The 19,301-nt window shown below is 42.4% G+C and carries 21 protein-coding genes and 1 tRNA gene; 14 read left to right on the top strand and 8 right to left on the bottom strand.

Annotated elements, in window-relative coordinates:
* Positions 1-42 precede the first annotated feature (42 nt).
* Together V7K79_RS13915 and V7K79_RS13910 are read right to left on the bottom strand one after the other, a co-directional pair.
* Entirely contained in the window at positions 43-576 is a 534-nt protein-coding gene (locus V7K79_RS13915) for a ComEA family DNA-binding protein (RefSeq protein WP_335048475.1), read from the bottom strand.
* A gap of 14 nt (positions 577-590) precedes the next feature.
* Positions 591-965 carry an NINE protein gene (locus V7K79_RS13910; protein ID WP_335048473.1) on the bottom strand — a complete coding sequence of 125 codons (375 nt, stop codon included), beginning with the start codon at positions 963-965 and terminating at the stop codon, positions 591-593.
* A gap of 247 nt (positions 966-1,212) precedes the next feature.
* Between V7K79_RS13910 and V7K79_RS13905 the strand changes: the two genes are divergently transcribed.
* Both V7K79_RS13905 and V7K79_RS13900 read left to right on the top strand, forming a co-directional pair.
* Positions 1,213-2,142 (top strand): J domain-containing protein, encoded by a 930-nt coding sequence (locus tag V7K79_RS13905; RefSeq protein WP_335048471.1) that lies wholly within the window; start codon positions 1,213-1,215, stop codon positions 2,140-2,142.
* Positions 2,143-2,268: 126 nt separating this feature from the next.
* Positions 2,269-2,592, top strand: coding sequence for a DUF1825 family protein (locus V7K79_RS13900; protein ID WP_334736957.1), 324 nt, complete (start codon positions 2,269-2,271; stop codon positions 2,590-2,592).
* Positions 2,593-2,654: 62 nt separating this feature from the next.
* Here the strand turns inward: V7K79_RS13900 and V7K79_RS13895 are convergent, their stop codons facing one another.
* Entirely contained in the window at positions 2,655-4,586 is a 1,932-nt protein-coding gene (locus tag V7K79_RS13895) for a transglycosylase domain-containing protein (protein WP_335048469.1), read from the bottom strand.
* A gap of 173 nt (positions 4,587-4,759) precedes the next feature.
* Between V7K79_RS13895 and tyrS the strand changes: the two genes are divergently transcribed.
* From tyrS to gmk, 5 genes are all read left to right on the top strand, one after another.
* A complete protein-coding gene (tyrS, locus tag V7K79_RS13890) occupies positions 4,760-5,950 on the top strand; it encodes a tyrosine--tRNA ligase (protein WP_335048895.1) in 1,191 nt (396 codons plus the stop codon).
* A 21-nt stretch (positions 5,951-5,971) separates the two neighbouring features.
* Positions 5,972-6,703 (top strand): orotidine-5'-phosphate decarboxylase, encoded by a 732-nt coding sequence (gene pyrF / locus V7K79_RS13885; RefSeq protein ID WP_335048467.1) that lies wholly within the window; start codon positions 5,972-5,974, stop codon positions 6,701-6,703.
* The gene (locus V7K79_RS13880) at positions 6,700-7,380 is read left to right on the top strand and encodes a hypothetical protein (protein ID WP_335048465.1); all 681 of its coding nucleotides are present in this window, start codon (positions 6,700-6,702) and stop codon (positions 7,378-7,380) included. The genes pyrF and V7K79_RS13880 overlap by 4 nt, the downstream gene beginning before the upstream one ends.
* A gap of 628 nt (positions 7,381-8,008) precedes the next feature.
* Positions 8,009-8,275 carry an extracellular matrix/biofilm regulator RemA gene (gene remA, locus V7K79_RS13875; protein WP_073639751.1) on the top strand — a complete coding sequence of 89 codons (267 nt, stop codon included), beginning with the start codon at positions 8,009-8,011 and terminating at the stop codon, positions 8,273-8,275.
* A 169-nt stretch (positions 8,276-8,444) separates the two neighbouring features.
* Positions 8,445-9,035, top strand: coding sequence for a guanylate kinase (gene gmk, locus V7K79_RS13870; protein WP_335048894.1), 591 nt, complete (start codon positions 8,445-8,447; stop codon positions 9,033-9,035).
* Positions 9,036-9,097: 62 nt separating this feature from the next.
* Here gmk and V7K79_RS13865 read toward each other — a convergent pair whose 3' ends face one another.
* The 3 genes from V7K79_RS13865 to V7K79_RS13855 form a co-directional block, all read right to left on the bottom strand.
* Positions 9,098-9,619, bottom strand: a complete 522-nt coding sequence (locus tag V7K79_RS13865; RefSeq protein ID WP_335048463.1) for a photosystem I reaction center protein subunit XI — start codon at positions 9,617-9,619, stop codon at positions 9,098-9,100.
* A gap of 277 nt (positions 9,620-9,896) precedes the next feature.
* Complete coding sequence (gene psaJ, locus V7K79_RS13860; RefSeq protein WP_335048461.1) at positions 9,897-10,046, bottom strand: photosystem I reaction center subunit IX; 150 nt, start codon at positions 10,044-10,046, stop codon at positions 9,897-9,899.
* 39 nt (positions 10,047-10,085) lie between these two features.
* Positions 10,086-10,580 carry a Photosystem I reaction center subunit III gene (locus tag V7K79_RS13855; protein WP_335048459.1) on the bottom strand — a complete coding sequence of 165 codons (495 nt, stop codon included), beginning with the start codon at positions 10,578-10,580 and terminating at the stop codon, positions 10,086-10,088.
* Between the two features lie 312 nt (positions 10,581-10,892).
* On the opposite strand from V7K79_RS13855, the gene tsaD reads away from it, so the two are divergent.
* Positions 10,893-11,942 (top strand): tRNA (adenosine(37)-N6)-threonylcarbamoyltransferase complex transferase subunit TsaD, encoded by a 1,050-nt coding sequence (gene tsaD, locus V7K79_RS13850; RefSeq protein ID WP_335048457.1) that lies wholly within the window; start codon positions 10,893-10,895, stop codon positions 11,940-11,942.
* 63 nt (positions 11,943-12,005) lie between these two features.
* Here tsaD and V7K79_RS13845 read toward each other — a convergent pair whose 3' ends face one another.
* Together V7K79_RS13845 and V7K79_RS13840 are read right to left on the bottom strand one after the other, a co-directional pair.
* Positions 12,006-12,923, bottom strand: coding sequence for an alpha/beta fold hydrolase (locus V7K79_RS13845; protein ID WP_335048455.1), 918 nt, complete (start codon positions 12,921-12,923; stop codon positions 12,006-12,008).
* 76 nt (positions 12,924-12,999) lie between these two features.
* On the bottom strand, positions 13,000-13,719 hold the full coding sequence (locus V7K79_RS13840) for a hypothetical protein (protein ID WP_012410214.1): 720 nt from the start codon (positions 13,717-13,719) through the stop codon (positions 13,000-13,002).
* 521 nt (positions 13,720-14,240) lie between these two features.
* Between V7K79_RS13840 and V7K79_RS13835 the strand changes: the two genes are divergently transcribed.
* The 6 genes from V7K79_RS13835 (at position 14,241) to V7K79_RS13810 (ending at position 19,300) form a co-directional block, all read left to right on the top strand.
* Positions 14,241-14,789, top strand: a complete 549-nt coding sequence (locus V7K79_RS13835; RefSeq protein ID WP_335048454.1) for a GNAT family N-acetyltransferase — start codon at positions 14,241-14,243, stop codon at positions 14,787-14,789.
* A gap of 306 nt (positions 14,790-15,095) precedes the next feature.
* Positions 15,096-15,169, top strand: a tRNA-Pro gene (locus V7K79_RS13830).
* Positions 15,170-15,879: 710 nt separating this feature from the next.
* The gene (locus V7K79_RS13825; RefSeq protein WP_335048453.1) at positions 15,880-16,701 is read left to right on the top strand and encodes a Tic22 family protein; all 822 of its coding nucleotides are present in this window, start codon (positions 15,880-15,882) and stop codon (positions 16,699-16,701) included.
* A gap of 25 nt (positions 16,702-16,726) precedes the next feature.
* Complete coding sequence (prmC, locus tag V7K79_RS13820; protein WP_335048452.1) at positions 16,727-17,617, top strand: peptide chain release factor N(5)-glutamine methyltransferase; 891 nt, start codon at positions 16,727-16,729, stop codon at positions 17,615-17,617.
* Positions 17,618-17,683: 66 nt separating this feature from the next.
* A complete protein-coding gene (locus V7K79_RS13815; protein WP_335048450.1) occupies positions 17,684-18,292 on the top strand; it encodes an L-threonylcarbamoyladenylate synthase in 609 nt (202 codons plus the stop codon).
* Between the two features lie 96 nt (positions 18,293-18,388).
* Positions 18,389-19,300 (top strand): sensor histidine kinase, encoded by a 912-nt coding sequence (locus tag V7K79_RS13810; RefSeq protein ID WP_335048448.1) that lies wholly within the window; start codon positions 18,389-18,391, stop codon positions 19,298-19,300.
* Position 19,301: the final 1 nt, after the last annotated feature.

Here is a 19,301-nt window from a genome sequence, read left to right as displayed (position 1 = left end):
TTGCCAGAGTTAGGAGTTATTTTAAGACTTCTAACTTTTAATTTAAAACCTCAAATAATACATTATCTGGGCGATCGCATCACCAGTTAACTCTAACCGTCGTTGGAAATCAGCCAGGTTACGGTAAGGCCCGGCTGATTGGCGATTTTGCACCACTGCTTGCGCCAAAGACAAATCTATAAATGGAATTTGTGCTAATTTTTCAACGGTTGCTGTGTTCGGGTTGACTAAATGCGGAGGATTTTCTAAAGATTCGTGGTCATAGTAAATAAAATTTAGCAGAGGCTTTAATGGCTCTAAGCGCGGTGCTGGCATACCCAAAGCCGCAGCGATATCTTCAATACAGTAAAATTTCACACCCGAATGTGAAAGTTCCACAAGCGATCGCGCTTGGTGAATTGACAAACCTGGTAAGCGTAACCAATCATCTACAGTGGCTTGATTAGCATCAATGCGGATACCTAATTGAGCCGCTATCTGAATTTCTTCCCCAGATTGTAGGCGATAGTAGGGATCGTTGAGAAGCTTGGCGCGGAGTTTTTGCAGCCTGGAATTTAAAGGTAGCCAGTTATTCATGATTGTCGCTTACCTCAAGAAATCTGGTCTAGCAATTGGCGGCGCTTTTGTTCAAATTCATACTCTGAAATTAGTCCATCCTGGCGCAGAGCATCTAATTCTCGCATTGCCTGTGCGATCGCTCCTACCTGATTAATCGCCTTTTGTGAGTTTTTTGCTGCTGACTTGCCTAGATTAAAGTTACGATCAAAAGCTTCTTCGTCTTGGGCTAAATACCAAACTCCCTCAATCGCACTAGCTACCTTAGGGATAGGCGTCCAGGAAAGCAACACATACAAAACACCCCACAACGGCTGTCCTAGGTAGAATTTATGTAATCCTGAAATTGTCAGCGTGCCAGAAAAAGCTAAAACAGCAGCAACACTTCGACTTTTGCGCTTAGTCAACATATTTCTAATAAATATACGAATCCCACAGTTCCTACAATAAGACAGCCAAAAGGCACAGAAACAATTCATCCCTAACTAAATCTTCCCAATCCCCATTACCCCCTATCCCCAGAGGGGGCCCCACCTTCCCCAATCCCCAGTTCCCAGTCCCCAATCCCCAATTTGAAGAAATTTGAGTAAGTTTCACATGACTGTGCATTGAGCTTTGATGCTAATTTTAAGTTTTTAACGGATCTAGATTACTACGATGTCACAGACCTTCCAACCGCCAGAATGGTTTAAACAGCTTTGCGATCCTTACGCTGTGCTAGGAATTTCTGTGAGTGCTGACGATCGCCAGATTTTTAAACGCTATTACACTTTAGCGAAACTGCTACATCCCGATCGCTATGCTAATTGCAATTCTGACCAAGAATTAGCAACGGCAATACTTACCCATTTAATCAATCCAGCTTACGAACAACTCAAAAATCAACACAAACGCTTAATTGCTATAGCCATGCTGCGATCAAACGCAAAAGTATTACAGCAGCAAGCTTTGTGTGAGCAAAGTGCCGTAGTTAAGGAAATTATAGAAATGTCTGCACCCCAAGCAGAATTGTTTTATGAAGAAGCGATCGCTTCCTATGCAGAAGCTCAATACAAATCACTTCATCAGTTCGAGCGAGTTACGCAACAAATTAGTATACTGAACTTAGTTTATTTACAGTTGCATAAACCTGACCTATTTCCACCGCAAAAACCCGTTTGCATCATCCCTGAAGTAGAAGTCAATCCAGTTGAATTAACATTAAATGAAAAAACTAATGTCAAACCAGTTTTGACAAACTACGCTCAACGTCACTACCAGCGAGCGATTGAGTACGTCAAGCTAGATAATTGGCCCCTAGCTGTACAAGAACTGCGCGATGCCATCAAGCTAGAGCCAAATAACAGCGACTATTATGCTTTATTAGGTTTAGTACATCTAAAACAGAAATTTATCGGGATGGCCAGGGTTTACATCCGTCAAGCATTAAAACTTAACCCGCAAGATTCACTAGCTTTGAAATACGCTACCAAATTGAAAATTGAACAGGGTGAAAAGACCAGTCCTAAATCAATGGCTAAAGCTCTGAGTATTGCAGCTTTATTAAGTCGATTTAACAAAGGTAAACGTTCTCAAGTCAAGTGGTGAAATTTCGGTAACAAACCGTACTAAAACCGAAGCTTCGTGACTAGATTACTCCCCTAGACTAAAATAATAAATAGAAGTAAAACTATTAAGCTACTGAGTCTGGGCACTCAGTTTAATATAAGCAATATGGGATTCTTCGATTCTGAAATAGTTCAGCAAGAAGCAAAACAGCTGTTTGAGGATTATCAAGCGCTGATTAAGCTTGGCAATGGCTACGGCAAATTTGACCGTGATGGCAAAAAGCTGTTTATTGAGCAAATGGAAGCCATGATGGATCGGTATCGCATCTTTATGAAGCGCTTTGAGCTATCAGAAGATTTCATGGCACAAATGACAGTAGAACAACTGAAAACGCAATTAGGTCAGTTCGGTGTCACTCCCCAACAAATGTTTGACCAAATGCACCTCACTTTAGAACGGATGAAAGCCGAGCTAGAAAAACAGCCTTAACAAAAGTTAGGAGTTGGGAGTTAGGAGTTCTCAATAAACTCATAACTCATAATTTATCACTCCTAACTTTGATTTGACTTGGGACGAGAAAACTGCGAAGGTGATTTGAAGTTTTCTACTGGTACGTTCTTGAGTGCCTTGTCCATAAAATCTTTCCAAATGGGAGCGACCAGAACACCACCTGTGGCATGGTCAGCTAATTGTCTGTTGTCATCTCTCCCTACCCAGACAGCAGTTGTCAACTGTGGCACAGTACCAACAAACCAAATATCTTTTTCTGATGATGTTGTTCCGGTTTTTCCGGCGGCTGGGCGACCGATAGCAGCACTTTTACCTGTACCTTCAGTGATTACCGATCGCATTACATCAAGAATTGCTGCTGATGCCCACGGATCGAGAACTAGCTGTGGTTTAGGTGTGTTATCTAGCAACACATTACCACTACTATCGGTGACACGGGCAATTACAGTTGGTGGAGATTGCCAGCCATAATTAGCAAAGGTAGCGTATGCACTAGCCATTTCCAGAGGGGTGACACCAATAGCACCAAGTGGTAAAGAAGTCACAGGTTCCATCGGACTCGTAATACCTAAGGTACGGCAGGTTTCTATCACTCTATTCATCCCCACAGCTTTACCAATCTTGATCACCGGAATATTTCGCGATTGGGCTAAAGCTGTGCGGATTGGCATCGCTCCCCTAAAACCGCCATCATAATTTCTGGGAAAGTACCAACCGTTACCATCTCGATAGCTAACTGGGGCATCGACGACCGTTGAATCTGGCGCATACTTACCACTAGCAAAAGCAGTATAGTATACAAATGGTTTAAAAGAAGATCCGGGCTGCCGTTGAGCTTGAGTTGCACGATTAAATTCACTGGTCTTAGGATCTATACCACCCACCAGTGCTTTGATAAAATGTGTGCGCGGATCAATTGCCACCAAGGCCATTTGATTCTTAGATAATCCTTGCCCCAGAAGTGTTTTATGCCACTTACTAACAGTTTCCTCCGCCATAACTTGAAAGTTGGCGTCAACTGTAGTTTGCACCCGCATTCCACCTTTAAGTAGTGTCTCACGCCCAAACTTCTTAGCTAACTCCTGGGCTACGGTATTAGTTATATAGGGTAGGGCACTACCTTGAAAGGATTTAATTTTTCCAAGTTTGATTTCTTGCTTGAGGGCATTGTCGTATTCTGACTGGTCGATCCAGTTCAAATCCCGCATCCGTCCTAGCACTTCTTTTTGTTTCTGTTTTGCCAGCTTCATGCTCACAAAGGGGCTGAATTCTTCTGGGGCTTGGATCAAACCCGCCATCATTGCCGACTCACCCAAGCTTAAATATTCTGCTGACTTATTAAAGTAACTGCGGGCCGCCGTTTGTACACCATAATTGTTATGACCCCAATAAACTTGATTGAGGTACATTTCTAATATTTGGTCTTTAGTGAGAATTTGCTCTAACCGGATTGCTAGCACAGCTTCTGCTAACTTGCGGGTAAAAGCACGCTTGCGAGACAAAAATAGGTTTTTTACCAATTGCATGGTGACAGTAGAGCCACCCTCTTTGACTCCGCCGGCTGCTGCGTTAGTTATTATGGCCCGGCCAACACCAGTGGGATTAATACCGTGGTGATCGTAGAAGTGGTCATCTTCACTTGCTAATACTGCCCGTTTTAAATTCGGCGAAATTCTATCTAGAGGTACGACTTCCCGGTTGGCTTCCCCGTGAATACTTGTTAAAAGTTTACCCTTAACGTCATAAATGTAAGTTGTTTCTGAGGGAAAGAAGTTACGTAGCTGTCTCACATCTGGCAAATTACGGAAACTGATGGCTAAACCAACTAGTCCTCCGGCTACAATGGAACTTGCCAGCATGGTGATTGAGAGGAGAGTACCGCCAGTTACCTGACCGACTCCTTTCAAAAACTCAAAACCTGATGAAGCCCGACGCTGTGGCTGTTTATCTTCAAAAGTCCTAGACGACGACACGGCTATTTCACTTCCTCACTTGTAAATTTAACTGTAATTGATTGGGTGAAGCAAGGCGGTTAGTTTTTTGCAATTATAGTAGTTTGGCGGATGAGAAAGTGGATAAATTGCCAGTGAGTATAACCAACTTAACTTCGAGTGTGCAAAACATAGCTAATAATCAATCTCTTCGGATGACGCAAGATATGAATTGGTTACGTCGTGGTGTAGTAGAAGTATTCCCACAATCAGATGATGTTAACAGCGAAAATTTAGAAAAACTCTTGCTAACTACACAACAACCTTTAAGGATCAAATTAGGCATTGACCCTACAGGTACTGATATTCATCTTGGTCATAGCATACCAGTACGAAAACTGCGAGGATTTCAAGATGCAGGTCATACAGCAGTTTTAATTATTGGCGATTTTACCGCACGTATTGGTGATCCAACTGGTAAATCTGAAGTGCGTCGTCAGCTTACAGAAGCAGATGTAGCTAAAAATGCTCAGACTTATTTAGATCAAGTACGTCCTATCTTGGATTTTGACACACCAGGAAGGTTAGAGGTGCGCTATAACTCCGAATGGCTCTCTGGATTAAACTTAGAGAAAATTTTGGAGTTACTCTCCACGATGACGGTGGGACAGATGTTAGCGAAGGAAGGATTTGCCGATCGCTATAAAAAAGAGAATCCGATTTTTATTCATGAGTTCCTGTACCCGTTAATGCAAGGTTTTGATTCGGTTGCAGTAGAGGCAGATGTGGAATTGGGTGGCACTGATCAAAAATTTAACCTTGCTGTAGGCAGAGATTTACAGCGCCATTTTGGTCAAAAGCCCCAATTTGGTATGCTATTGCCAATTTTGATTGGCACAGATGGCGTGCAAAAAATGTCTAAGTCTTTAGGTAATTATATCGGATTGTCAGAACACCCAGGACAAAAGTATCAAAAGTTGCAAGGAGTTCCCGACCATTTGCTGTCAGAGTATTTTGAACTGTTGACGGATTTACCTTTGGATCAGCTGCCAGAAAATCCCCGCGATCGCCAAACACTTTTAGCATGGGAAGTTGTTAAACAGTACCACGGTGAAACCGCAGCCCAAGAAGCCAAAGAAGCAGCCCAAAGCGGTGGTAAGGAAGGTGCAGTTCCAGAATTTTCTCTAGCTGGCGTGGAGCAATTCCCTTCTAAGTTAGCGTATATTCTCAATGTCACTGGCTTGTGCAAAAGTACCGGGGAAGGAAAGCGAAAAATTCAAGAAGGTGGAGTGCGCCTAGATGGCGATCGCATCACTGATGCTGATATCACTTTCGATGCTCCTAGTGAATTACAAGGTAAAGTTTTACAAGTTGGAAAAAATAAGTTTGTGCGCTTAGTGCCTTAAATGGGGAATGGGGAGTTGGGAATGGGGAATGGAGAACAGGTAGGACAACGAGTTATTGTGGCTTTGGATGTGCCGGATGAACAAAGTGCGATCGCTCTTATAGATCGGCTACCGCAAGTAGTTTGGTGGAAAGTCGGTTTAGAGTTGTTTACTAGCACTGGCCCGAAAATTCTAGAAGTGTTAAAGTCTCGCCAAAAGCGCATTTTCTTAGATTTAAAGTTTGACGATATTCCCAATACCGTTGCTGGTGCTTGCAGGAGTGCAGCTAGATACGGAGTGGATTTACTGACAATTCATGCCACTGCTGGTAGAGATGCCCTGAAAGCCGCAACTGAGGCGGCACAGGAGGGGGCTGCAAAAGCAGGCGTACAGCCACCAAAGTTAATTGCTATTACCCTGTTAACGAGCATTTCGGCTCGGCAGTTGGCATTTGATTTAAAAATACCCCTAGAATTGCCAGAATATGCTCTAGAAATGGCACTGCTGGCTCAAGAATCTAGTTTGGATGGCGTAGTTTGTTCGCCTCAAGAGGTGGCACAGCTACGACAAACTTGTGGAGATGACTTTTTGCTTGTTTGTCCAGGGGTTAGACCAACTTGGGCTGATATTGGCGATCAAAAGCGATCGCTCACTCCAGTACAAGCCATTAAAGCTGGTGCAGATTATCTAGTGATTGGTCGTCCCATCACCGCTGCTACTGAGCCTGAATTAGCCTGGAAGCGGATTTCTGAGGAGTTAATCACGGTGGCATGAAGCTAAGAGTCAGTGAGAAACTCAGAGTGCAGAATGTAGGGGAGAACAATCTTGCCTCTTCGCTCAGTCAGAAAAATTATAATTTTTTGTTTGCTTGTGGCTTCTGGGTTGTAATTTCAAATAGCTTTGCTTACCCAGCCTTCTCAATCAACCCCACCCCTAAACCTTCAGCGCTAGCAGAAAAGGAAAATGTCAGCAGTGATGCGAAGTCTTTGTGTTCTGAGCAAAATTTAGAAACATTAACTATACAGCTACTGCAAAAACTACCTAGTTATACCAATCGCGCTAGTCAACGCGCCCGCCGCCTCAGTAGAAGCAGTCAGGTTTACAGTTATATGTTAGTGGCAGGAAAACCTGAATTTATTCCTCTGCCCCTCAACCTGGAAGAATATAGTGCAGATGCGTCTAAAAGTGCTGCATCAAAAGTTGAGCAAGTTTTCTTTACTACCTTGGAGCGGCAGTACATAGATCAGAAAGCTGTAGAATTGCAAGAGTTTCACTGGCTGTTATTGACTAAAACTAAAAGTGGTTGGCAACTAGTGATGATGTTTTCTCAAGTTGGTTCCTATTCACAACAGCAGCCACTATCTCCACCACGAGATAGTAGTAACGGTACTGTTGCCCAAGGGGTTAAAGCTTGGTTACGCGATTGTGAAGCTGGAAGTTTACGTCAATAAAACCTAATTCCCAATCTTCGTAAATTAGAAAAATATTAAGTGATGTCTAAATATACTTACTCAAATTCTCTCTAAACAGGATTATCACTTGTGGTTATAAACTACATTGAAATAATTGCCAGAACGAGATTTAGAACATCTTGATTATGATCGTTTTATTGAGGAGATTGAAAAATTGGGTAATGAACAATAACATAAGTTTGAAAGTTATTTACTTCCTTTGAAATACTCTGGTGCGGTATAACTCCTTGTTAAAAGTAAGCTAACGTTTTACAGCACGGCGTAAATAAATTATCCATTTCAAATCAGTAAAATGCTTACGCTGTATTCATTTGGAATTTTGTTCGTGAGTCCGCAAGCGTCATTGTGAATTTTGAATTCGCCTCTTACGGTACTATTTATTTTCATAGAAGATACATCACTTAACTAGCTCGTATCAGTATGATTTTGCCTGTATCTTTAGGAATATTTTTAGGAAAAATAGTTAATAAATAGCTAAAAGAAGCAGACATTATTTAAAAACGCAGATTGGCTTTAATTTAAGCGTTGTAACTCCCGTTTTTTGGCGATAACATGGAAAGAAGTATATTTCAAGCTTTATCAAACCGCGTTTATCGTCAGTTTTTTTATGGATATTCAGTTAATCAATATCGGCTTTGGTAACATCGTGTCTGCCAACCGAGTAGTTGCCATTGTCAGTCCAGAGTCTGCCCCGATTAAGCGGATTATTACCGATGCACGGGATAGAGGTCAACTGATTGATGCAACTTACGGTCGTCGCACTAGAGCTGTAATTATCACTGATTCCAGCCACGTAATTCTGTCAGCAATTCAGCCGGAAACGGTAGCGAATCGCTTTGTAATTTCTCGCGATCATCAAACTGTAGATAATTGATTAGCAGTGGATTTTTCCCACTCCTCTTTGTACCGAATCGGTAGTACCATGTGAATTAGACAAATTTTTTGTCGCTCTTGCTACAAATTCTTTAGTCAGTAGTGGACTAGACCAGGAATACAAGACTAATGAATAATATGTATTGATTGATTCACAGGTTGAAGGGATAATGCCAGCCATCCACAGCAGTGCAACTACCGAAGAATGCTTACATTTAGGCAGGTTAATTGTTTTAACTGGCCCCAGTGGGGTCGGCAAAGGTACTTTAATGCGATCGCTCCTAGAGCGTCATCCAAAACTCTATTATTCTGTATCTGTAACAACTCGTTCTCCTCGTCCAGGGGAAATCGATGGCAAAAGTTATTACTTCATCAGCCGCAGCAAGTTTGAACAATTAATTGCTGAAGGTAAATTTTTAGAATGGGCAGAATTTGCTGGTAACTATTACGGCACTCCCCGTGAAGCTGTACTTAACCAAATTCATGCTGGTAAGTTGGTGGTGCTGGAAATTGAATTAAAAGGGGCAAGACAAATTCGTGCTTCCTTTCCCAGTGGCTTTAGCATTTTTATTTTACCGCCTTCTTTTGATGAATTAGAGAGACGAATACGTTTTCGTGCCCAAGACTCTGAAGAAGCGATCGCCCGTCGTCTGCTCCGCGCCCAAGAAGAAATTCAAGCCGCAGATGAATTTGATATTCAAATCGTTAATGACGATTTTGAAACTGCTTTAAATGATATTGAAGCAGTTTTGTTTAAATAAATTAGGAGTTAAGAGTTAGAAGTTATGAATTATTTAAACTCCTAACTCCTAACTCCTAGTAATTAACCAAATAGACCTTGAATTAGTGCCAAATTACTAGTCAAAAAGTAAGCAACTACTGCACCACCAATACCACCAATCAAGAAAGAACTGGCGAAGTTGTTCCAGCTTTCTTTAGAGTTAAAAGCATCTGCTGGAGGCTTGGGTACGGTAACACTAGGAAGTGCTTTGGGTGGATTGCTACTGGCATACAGCGACAGAGCGCCTGTAAGAACTACAACCAGACCTATGGCTGACAGCAACCCAGCTAAATTAGCATTATCTGTGTCCCGCAGTGGGCCCAATTTGGCAAAGGGGCCAAATAGCCAGTAACCATGAGCCATACCAACTTCCAAACCGCGTCTAGCAGGAGCCAGACCTGGGCGATAGGCAGGTAAATTATTAATGAACCACTTGCTCAAGGAAGAAGAATTAATCGGGGTTTCTAGATTACCTAGCTGTGGATCGCCGAATGCGGGAAAAACAACTTCACGATTTCTCGGATCGCTGGGAAGATTCTTTGATGCATCTACTGCTTGTGCCATATTTTATGTTCGCCTCTAAAATTAAAATGGTGGCATTTTCATATTAATAATAATTGTAGCTAAAGAAGCATTTTGTTTAAGAAGTTTAGAAAAATTAATTTAGCTTATTTTAAAACCGTGAAACTCGCGATCTGTAAGCAGAATCACGAGTTTCAAAAAACTATTTTTGCTGCCTATTTTTGTGATAATTCTGCCTAACTAAGGTGAATACATCAACTACATAATATTAAGCAAAAAATAAGACATTGATTCAACTGTCCTAAATTCCATTTGACACTTATGGTAGTGGGTGGAAAAGTAAGTCGGGGAAAAAGCGGTTGAATTCAATCAAGATACCTGCTGTGATGGTCAGCCAGATGGTAGCTGCCACGGGCGCTGTGGAAAGGAATTTAATCAAATAGGCTGATTGAGCGCCTTTGTCTGCCATGAATTTAGTCTCCAAAACGAATGAATTAGTTAAGCTGATTTAGCGTGGAGAAATGGGGATTTCTGAATCCTTGGCTGCTAATTTTGCAGAGAGCAATTCTTGGACTGCTGCTACTGGCCAAGTAAAACCTGAAGCTATTATGGGTAATGCCAAACCAATATCGATTTGGATTTCTTTTAGTTCAGTGTTAGATTCCTTTTTAATTGCTTGCAGATAGGCACGACCTACCCAACCAATCCAACCAGCAATATATAGAAATAAAATGCTAGGGATCAAAAAGTCACCAGCATGATCTAGGCGACCATCAACAATCAAGTGGGGGTATCCTTCAGGACCGCACAGCTCCTGAGAATAACGCTCAAACCGCTTTCTCCCTGATTCGGGATCAGCGGTGGTATTACGGGCATTAGCTGCTAGCTCTTGAAAAGCGGGATTATCTTTGCACGGTGTCAAATTGGCCCCTAAAGCTTGTGCTGGGGGGGCAAAGTTGAACCAAAGACTAATCGCTAACATCAAAGCAAACAATCGTCGCATAGAGTTGTTTCCTTTTATTACAAAACAAGAAGTTCTTTGTACAAAACGAAGCGGCTTGTACAGTTGTTTATTTGCATAACTAGGAAGTCATCATACTCTTGGGTGGGAACCGAGTAAAGTTTAAGTAAATAAAAGTTAAAGCTTCTCAACCAAAATTAGTGCTGAGTGCTGAGTAATGAGTGCTGAGTATAAGAATTGTTGTAGGGTAGTAAAGAAGCAAGATTTTCTCTCTACTATTCAGGACTCAGAACTCAGAACTTAGAACTCAGAACTTAGAACTCAGCACTCAGCACTCAGCACTGATTACTCTCAATGGCAAACGTTTTAGCAATAGAAACCAGTTGTGATGAAACAGCCGTCGCAATTGTTAACAATCGTAAAGTTTGCAGTAGTATCGTAGCCTCGCAAATTCCAGTCCATCAGCAGTATGGCGGGGTAGTGCCAGAAGTAGCGTCTCGCCAGCACTTGGAAACAATAAATGTTGCGATCGCACAAGCTTTAGAGCAAGCCGAATTAGACTGGGGAAAAATCGATGCAATTGCCGCCACTTGTGCGCCTGGACTTGTCGGAGCGCTATTAGTGGGGTTAACTGCTGCCAAAACCTTAGCAATGGTACACAACAAGCCATTTTTGGGAGTTCATCACCTCGAAGGTCACATTTACGCAACTTACTTGAGCGAATCAACTTTAAATCCCCCTTTCCTTAGCTTACTGGTTTCAGGCGGACATACAAGCTTGATTTATGTCAAAGATTGTGGTATATACGAAACTCTGGGACAAACCCGTGATGATGCTGCGGGTGAAGCCTTTGATAAAGTGGCGCGATTGTTAAAGCTGGGTTATCCGGGTGGGCCAGTGATTGACAAGTTGGCACAAGAGGGGAATCCTCAAGCCTTTGCTTTACCGGAAGGAAGAGTTTCTCTACCCGGTGGGGGGTTTCATCGTTATGATGCGAGTTTTAGTGGGTTAAAAACGGCTGTATTACGTTTAGTACAGCAGTTAGAGAAAGATAGTGGACAAGTACCAGTGGCAGATGTAGCAGCTAGCTTTCAGGAAGCGGTAGCGCGATCGCTAACCAAAAGAGCGATCGCCTGTGCCCTTGACTATAATCTAGACACAATTGCCATTGGTGGCGGTGTAGCAGCTAATAGCGGGTTGAGAAAAAACCTTCAAGCCGCCGCCATTAAACATAACCTACGCGTCCTATTCCCACCTTTAAAATTCTGTACCGATAACGCCGCGATGATTGGCTGTGCTGCTGCTGACCATCTATCCCGTGGTCATACATCTCCCCTGACACTAGGCGTTGAGTCTAGGTTAGGGCTTACTCAGGTGATGAAGTTGTATCAACCAATTGAGTAGTCATTTGTCATTTGTAACTACCAATGCCCAATGCCCAATGCCCAATGCCCAATGCCCTATATCCTATATCCTATAACTATTGACTATCGCTCGGATATGATCGGCCACTGCATCCGGCTGTTCTAACATCGCTAGATGTCCACAATTAGGAATTTCCAGAACATTTTCACCACAATATTGAAAAAGTCTGTGAAAGCTAGCTAAATGGCGCACATACTTGGGTTCCATAACCTTGTCTTCGGCGCCAGCCAAAAAATAAACTGGCTGCTTCAGTTGGGATACCAGTTCAGGTAAACGATTGATTTCTTCTTCAGTTGTGGAGTCTAACAGAGTTCCCAGAGCTGCTTCTGGATCAGCCACAACGAAATCTATTACGCGCTGACGTGCCCAATAGCGCTCCAAAGGACGAGCCACACTAGCTCTAGTAAACAGCAAATCAATCAAAGGCACTTGGGAAAGCCAGCGCGGACGGATTTGCAAAAATTTCTGACCCGCCGAGCGAAACTGCTCAAAGGCTTCTTTGAGGTAAATACCACCGCCAGCGTTGATACAGATAACTCCCTTAACACACTCAGGCATTTGATCTGCTCCCCAAAGAGCGATCGTCCCCCCTAATGAGTGACCAATTAGCCAAGCACTCGTAATGTTGAGTTGTTTCAACAGAGCTGCTAAATCCTGAGTATACGCAGCAGGAGTATAAAGAGAATCAAAAGATGAATCAACCGTACTACTAGAGATGGGCGTCAGACTCAAAGACGTTTGTGCTCGACTAAAATCGGTTTTTACCTGAGATTGGGATTCGCCAAAACCCCGCAAATCATAGGACAGGCACTGCAAATCATTTGATAAGCGGGAAATCACAGGTTGCCAATATCCACGGCTATTGAGCCAACCGTGGATAAATACTAAAGCATGGGGGCAGGAAGTGGGAGCCGTTAGCTCGTATGCGTGTGGAACGCCCAAGATTTCGATAGTTGCCATACTTATATCGTACCCTTAAGGATGGGTGCGACTAAATACTAAAGTGGAAACAGTTAGAAGTTGGGAGTGAGGAATTTTATTTACCCAGCAACCTCTGTCGCACTCCTTCAGCAATTTTGTGACCCAGATATTCAGGAATGAGGCTTTCATTCGGCCCTAACAAGTAGAGAATTAGCCGTGTACGTCCGCGCCAAACCAGTAAATTGGCATTGACTACCAAAAGGTCTTCTTGCCAGATGGCGTACATCACTTTATAGAATAATCCTGGTTGATTATCAGCTTCAATCACTAAAGCAGGCAGATGAAAGACCGGATCGACATAGAACTCAGTTTGTACCTGCTCTAAACCAGTGTCAAGATTAAATTCTACTGCCAGCATCTCTTCTACCTCAAACCGACCTCCTAAAGCCTCGCGAATGGCGCGACAGACATTTTCTGCGGTTTTCTCGGTCAAGGCTTTGCTACCACGAGATACCAAAAGTTTGATAAAGACTAACATTGGCGGACGGATCTGACCATATAAACTCAGACCGTGGATAGTCAACCCGTAAGCTGCTAGTACACCAAAAATATCGCTGAGGAGAAAAGACTGGTTACGGTAAGCAAAATGCAGGGCACTTTTACTACCTTCCGGTTTCAGTTCAATAACAGCGCGTCTAGTTTTATAGAGACGGTAGGCTAGCCGCAAATTTTGCAGTTGAATTTCACTACTGACGAATTGCTCATAAAACTGGGGAAACGCTCGGTTAAAGCGCTTTAGGAGTTCCAGTGTTGAAGATTTTAAACCAGAAGCCATTGTTAAGGGTAAAACTCGCTTGCTTTCGTCATCTGGGGGCTAGGTATTTGGGACTGGGGGCTGGGGGCTGGGGACTGGGGACAAGGGGGACAAGGGGGACAAGAGAAGAGTGTTCTCAATATCCAATGTCCAATGTTTTATGCTTCATGCCCAATCCCTTGTATACAATACACTTCTAAGCTAACGTGCATTTAAACTCTATACGAGCAATTGCCAGGATTAGGTTTTTTCATTTTGAATTTTGAGTCGCACCTTTGGTGCGCTAGAAGCGCAACTTGAATTTTGAATTAGTTATATCCTTCCCTTTTTGGTGAATTTCTCCTAGCCTTTACAACAAAATGCTAAAGTTGAAAATGATTGGTGTGAAACATGCTCTAACTGGCTGTTACCATTGCAAATCCCGAAAACAACCGAAAAACTTTGAGTGTAAAGGGTAGTAAATGGGGGTAGCGATGTTAAAAGTGAATCAACACTCCTGAGAGTGGAAACCAATTCAGTTATACTACCCGAACCGCGTTGGCATGGGTTTTTGGAAAACTTGGTTTAGTACTCCTGAATCTGTAGGGACAACTAGGACTAACCTCTTTGAAGAGCATACAGCAGAAACTGCGGGCAATAGCCCCAGTAGTATTAGCGAAGCTTCTCCAAAGGAGGCTCGGATCGTGTTCAGCACGGAACGAGATATTGACCTATATGAGCTAGAAGAACTCTGTGATGCAGTTGGTTGGTCGCGTCGCCCTCTAAGAAAAGTGAAAAAAGCTATTGAGCATAGTTTTCTCGTTGCCTCAATGTGGCAAGTGAGAGGAAACCAAAAGCGGCTCATTGGTTTTGCCCGTGCTACTTCAGATCATGCGTTTAATGCCACTATCTGGGATGTAGTAGTTCACCCAGACTTTCAAAGTCAAGGACTGGGTAAGGCGCTGATGAAATATGTTCTCAAAAAACTTAGGAGTGAAGAAATTAGTAATGTCACTCTCTTTGCCGACCCCCATGTTGTAGATTTCTACCGAACTATGGGGTTTATGGCAGATCCAGAAGGCATCAAAGGTATGTTCTGGTATCCTCACTAACACTCAATCCAAATAAAACCCGATTCGCACAATAAAATCAGGTAGGTATAGTAGTATAAATCTATTATTTTAATTTGGTTTGACAAGGTTTAGCCGACGAACGAACAAGTAATATCTCTTGTAAAACGAAGTCGGCAGACAAACCTTTATCAGTGTAATTATCTAAATTTAGCTCTAATTTGCAGAAGATATAAATATATTAGGCATGAGCAGTGTTATGTGATATGATTGGCTTAACGCTTTTGTGAAGTGCGATCGCTTTGATGGGAAACTAAAACCAAACCCAAAAAAGCAGATTGAGTATAACGGGATGTAGCGCAGCTTGGTAGCGCGCCTGCTTTGGGAGCAGGATGCCGCAGGTTCAAATCCTGTCATCCCGATTTTATCAATAAATATAGTCAATACTTAAGGTAATTAGCTAGGTTTATCTTTGCTAAATCTGCAATTTAATTGAATATTTTTACGGAGAATACCGATTAAGCTGTTCTGCCGTTGAAGCTTAACAGGCAAATTTCATCATTAAGTTAAGTAGGTTGGCAGAATAAAACCAAACTATGTAAACAAAAATAAATAAGGCTAAAACCCTCTTGCCTCCTACCTTTTGCCTCTTACCAACTACAAATATTTACGCCGTTCTATTTAGTAAGGTGATTTTTGACACTGAGCTTTGTATATATTTCAGAAGATATTAAACCAATCGCAGATGGAACGTTGATTAAGTAATAGCGTCAACCAATATTAGAAAAAGCCGATAAAATAGCATTTATCATCTCCAATGTTGGAGAGAGCAAGAGATTTTTTGCTGTTTGAGAAGACATATAATAGGCATCTACGACATTTCGCGCTAAATAGCGAAGCAAAACCTGGAAAAACACAACGTTAACAGCCAATTTGTGAAAACGATACTATAGCAACTCTAAATAGTTAGGGAACATTGGATTTTGACTGTTGAGGCTTAACACTCAACTTCAAGGCGCACAATGAATTTTTTCAAAACTAAAATGAATTGCTATATAACTAAAGCTAGTTGGTGCTGTGCAAATCCAACCATTTGTTGAATTTAATTGGACTATTGATGCGAGGAGCAGTCATGAAATCATTTATTCGCTTAGGTGCGACATTGGGTATAGCTGGCAGTGTATTTTTAACAGGGCTTTCAGGAATAGGCAATATGCCAGGACTGGGCAATCTAGAAGCGATCGCTTTACCACAAGATCAGGTTGTGAAAAAGCTCCAAGAAGTACCTGTATTCACGCTTACCAATCCTAAAGGCGAATTCGTAGTTCTATCAAGAAACAACGCATCTAAGCCGATCTCACAAGTAGGATTTTTTATTAGCAAGCAAGATGCTCAAAAATTCCTTGACAGCCGACTCAAAAAAGAAAACCCTCAGTTAGCAGGCACTCTACAGGTTAGACCTTTGTCCTTGGCAGACTACTACAAAATAGTCCAAGAAAGCAAAAAGAAATCAGATTCTGTGATTTATACTTTAGTGCCGACGCAACAGCAAGTAGCCTCGGCAACAAGTATGCTGAATCAAAATGGTAAAAAGGTAGAGCAATTCAATGGTATTCCTTTGTTTGTACCCAAATTTAAGAAAGATAATAGCTATCTGACTATTCCCCTTGCTAAAGGTAATGAGCGATACATCCCTTTCTTTTTTGAGAAAGAACAAGCAGTGGCTTTGTTAGACGAATTCAAAAAAGCCGTGCCAAAGGAAGCAAATAACACTGAAATTCAAGTGGTGGATTTGTACGGTGTTATGGAGGCTCTCAATAGCAGCACCGATCCTAGTATCAATAAAATTATTCTGTATCCATCACGGGAGTCGATTAACTTTATTCGCTCCCTTGCGCCAAATCAATCACCAGCAGCCAAGCCAGCTGCCGCCGCCCCCGCCCCGAAAAGATAACGGATATGCGCTCCAAGGTTGAGGTATGGGGGAGAAACATTTAATAGTCTCTGGTTTACAACTTTGGCAGTGGCGGAATGCAGCTCTAAAAGCAGCGATCGCCACTGATGTGCCACCAAGGGAGGTAGATTGGCTACTCCTCGAAGTTGCTGGATTAGACCGCTTGTCACTGCGTTTAGAGTCTTTTAAAAACTGGCCACAAATCCAGCTGCAACTACCTTTAGAAGAGTTAGACCAACTGTGGCAAAGGCGATTAAATGACCGCTTACCAGTGCAGTATATTGCCGGCGTTACACCTTGGCGTAACTTTCAAATCGCTGTGTCAAGTGCAGTTTTAATTCCCAGACCAGAGACAGAGTGCTTAATTGATTTAGCTTTAGCAGCTGCTAGTGGTATGTCAGGACATTGGGCGGATTTGGGTACTGGGAGTGGAGCGATCGCACTGGGATTAGCAGATGTCTTGCCAAAAGCAACAATTCATGCGGTTGATTACAGTTTAGAAGCTCTGGCGATCGCTCGATCCAACGCCGATAATTTGGGTTTTGCAGACCGGATTCGATTTTATCAAGGTTCCTGGTGGGAGCCACTGACATTCTTAAAAGGTCAGTTCAGTGGTATGGTGTCGAATCCCCCTTACATACCCACCATCACTTTACCTACTTTGCAACCAGAAGTAGTTAACCACGAACCACATCTAGCTTTAGATGGTGGCGTTGATGGCTTAGATTGCATTCGCCATTTGATCGAAATCTCCCCCAGTTATTTGCAATCTGGTGGCGTGTGGTTGATTGAGATGATGGCAGGACAGGCAGATACAGTGCAAGAACTTTTGCAAAATCAAGGTAGCTATTATAAAATTCAAATTCACGCTGATTTAGCTGGAATTGAACGCTTTGCCCTGGCTTATAAAAGTTAGGAAATAGGGTATGGGGCATGGGGCATAGGAAATAGGAAAAATGTCCCATGCCAAACTCCATATAAAATGACACAAGTTTCTCTAACAAATCTAATAGCTGGCGCACACGCTGGTCTTTTGGTGAGCTTTCCGACTGATACTGTTCCGGCACTTGCAGTAGTACCAGAAAAAGCAGCATTAATTTTTGCGGCGAAGCAACGTAGTCAAGACAAACCTTTGATTTTGATGGCTGCTAGTGCTGAAGATTTGTGGCTGTATGTCAAAGGTAGTGAGAACGAGTATAAAGTTTGGCAAGAAGTAGCAGATAAATATTGGCCAGGAGGGCTGACATTAGTTTTGCCAGCAAGTCAACGCTTACCAAAAGTTATGAATCCTATCGATCCCACAACAATTGGTATTCGAGTACCCAACAGTGCGATCGCTCAAACTATTTTGGCTCAAACAGGCCCTCTTGCCACCACTAGCGCCAATTTTTCTGGTCAGCCGCCTTTGCAAACAATCGCAGAAATTGAGAATCAGTTTCCCCAGGTTTTGACTTTAGCAACGACAGAATACCAGGGTGAAATGTTGGGGATGGGTATACCTTCCACCGTTGCGAAATGGACAGGGATTAATTGGCAGATTTTACGCCAAGGTGCGATTGAGTTAGATTTATCAACTGATAACCAAGTATAGGTAGCTATAATGTTGTTTTCATGTTTTAACAACAGAGAAATCTGAAACTTTAGTTGGCGCTGTTGTATTTAATTAGCAAGTTAATAATTGCCAGATATGAATTGGAGCAACTGGATATATTTAGGAGTAGGAATAGCACTAGGTATAGTTTTCCGTCAGTTATTTGGGCGATGGCCTAATGTTTCATCTAGTTCATCCCCAGTAGCGCCATTAGCTGAACAGGATATACCACCAATATCGCAACAGCTACAGCAAACGCAGCTAGCATACCTGATGGCCAAGGAGATGAGCCAGTTTAAAGCTGGTTTTTTGGCGCGGACTACCCATGAATTGCGATCGCCTTTTAATGGTTTGATTGGCTTACATCAATTAATTTTGTCAGATTTGTGTGAAAATCCAGCTGAAGAGCGAGAATTTATTGCCCAAGCTAACGAGCGAACACTGAAGCTGCTGAAGCTAATGGATGAAATTCTCAACGTTGCTAGAACTGAACATGGCACCAATAAATTAGATATTCAGCCTATACCCTTAGCCTCAATTTTAGAGGAGGTTCATGACTTAACTTATATGCTGGCGGCAAATCGCAATTATCCCTTACAGTTATTACCTGCCGACTCAGAAATTTATATTTTGACAGATTACCTCTGGCTGCGCCAAGTATTAATCAGTTTAATAGATACTACTATTACTCAGATGGAGGAAGGCAGCATTTGTATTTCCAGTAGCACTCTATCTACAAACAATTTTGTAAATATTTGGCTAGATATCCCAACCCATGCTATGACCTGGAGTGAGCCGATTGATTTGCTCAAAATCGAAGATCAGTTGACCCAGATTGACCAGAAGAAGACTGCTCTTTCTCCAGGAATGAGACTGTTAATTAACCAGACTCTGCTGGAAGTTATGGGAGGAAAGTTAGAAATCTTGCCCTCAACCACAGTGAAGGAACCACCTCAGCAGCTTACCAGACTACAAATATCTATCCCCTTAGTGAGTAGTCCTGAGTAGT

The organism is Nostoc sp., from assembly GCF_036917575.1.
In the GTDB taxonomy this organism is placed as follows: domain Bacteria; phylum Cyanobacteriota; class Cyanobacteriia; order Cyanobacteriales; family Nostocaceae; genus Nostoc.
This window is presented reverse-complemented; position numbering and strand designations above follow the sequence as displayed.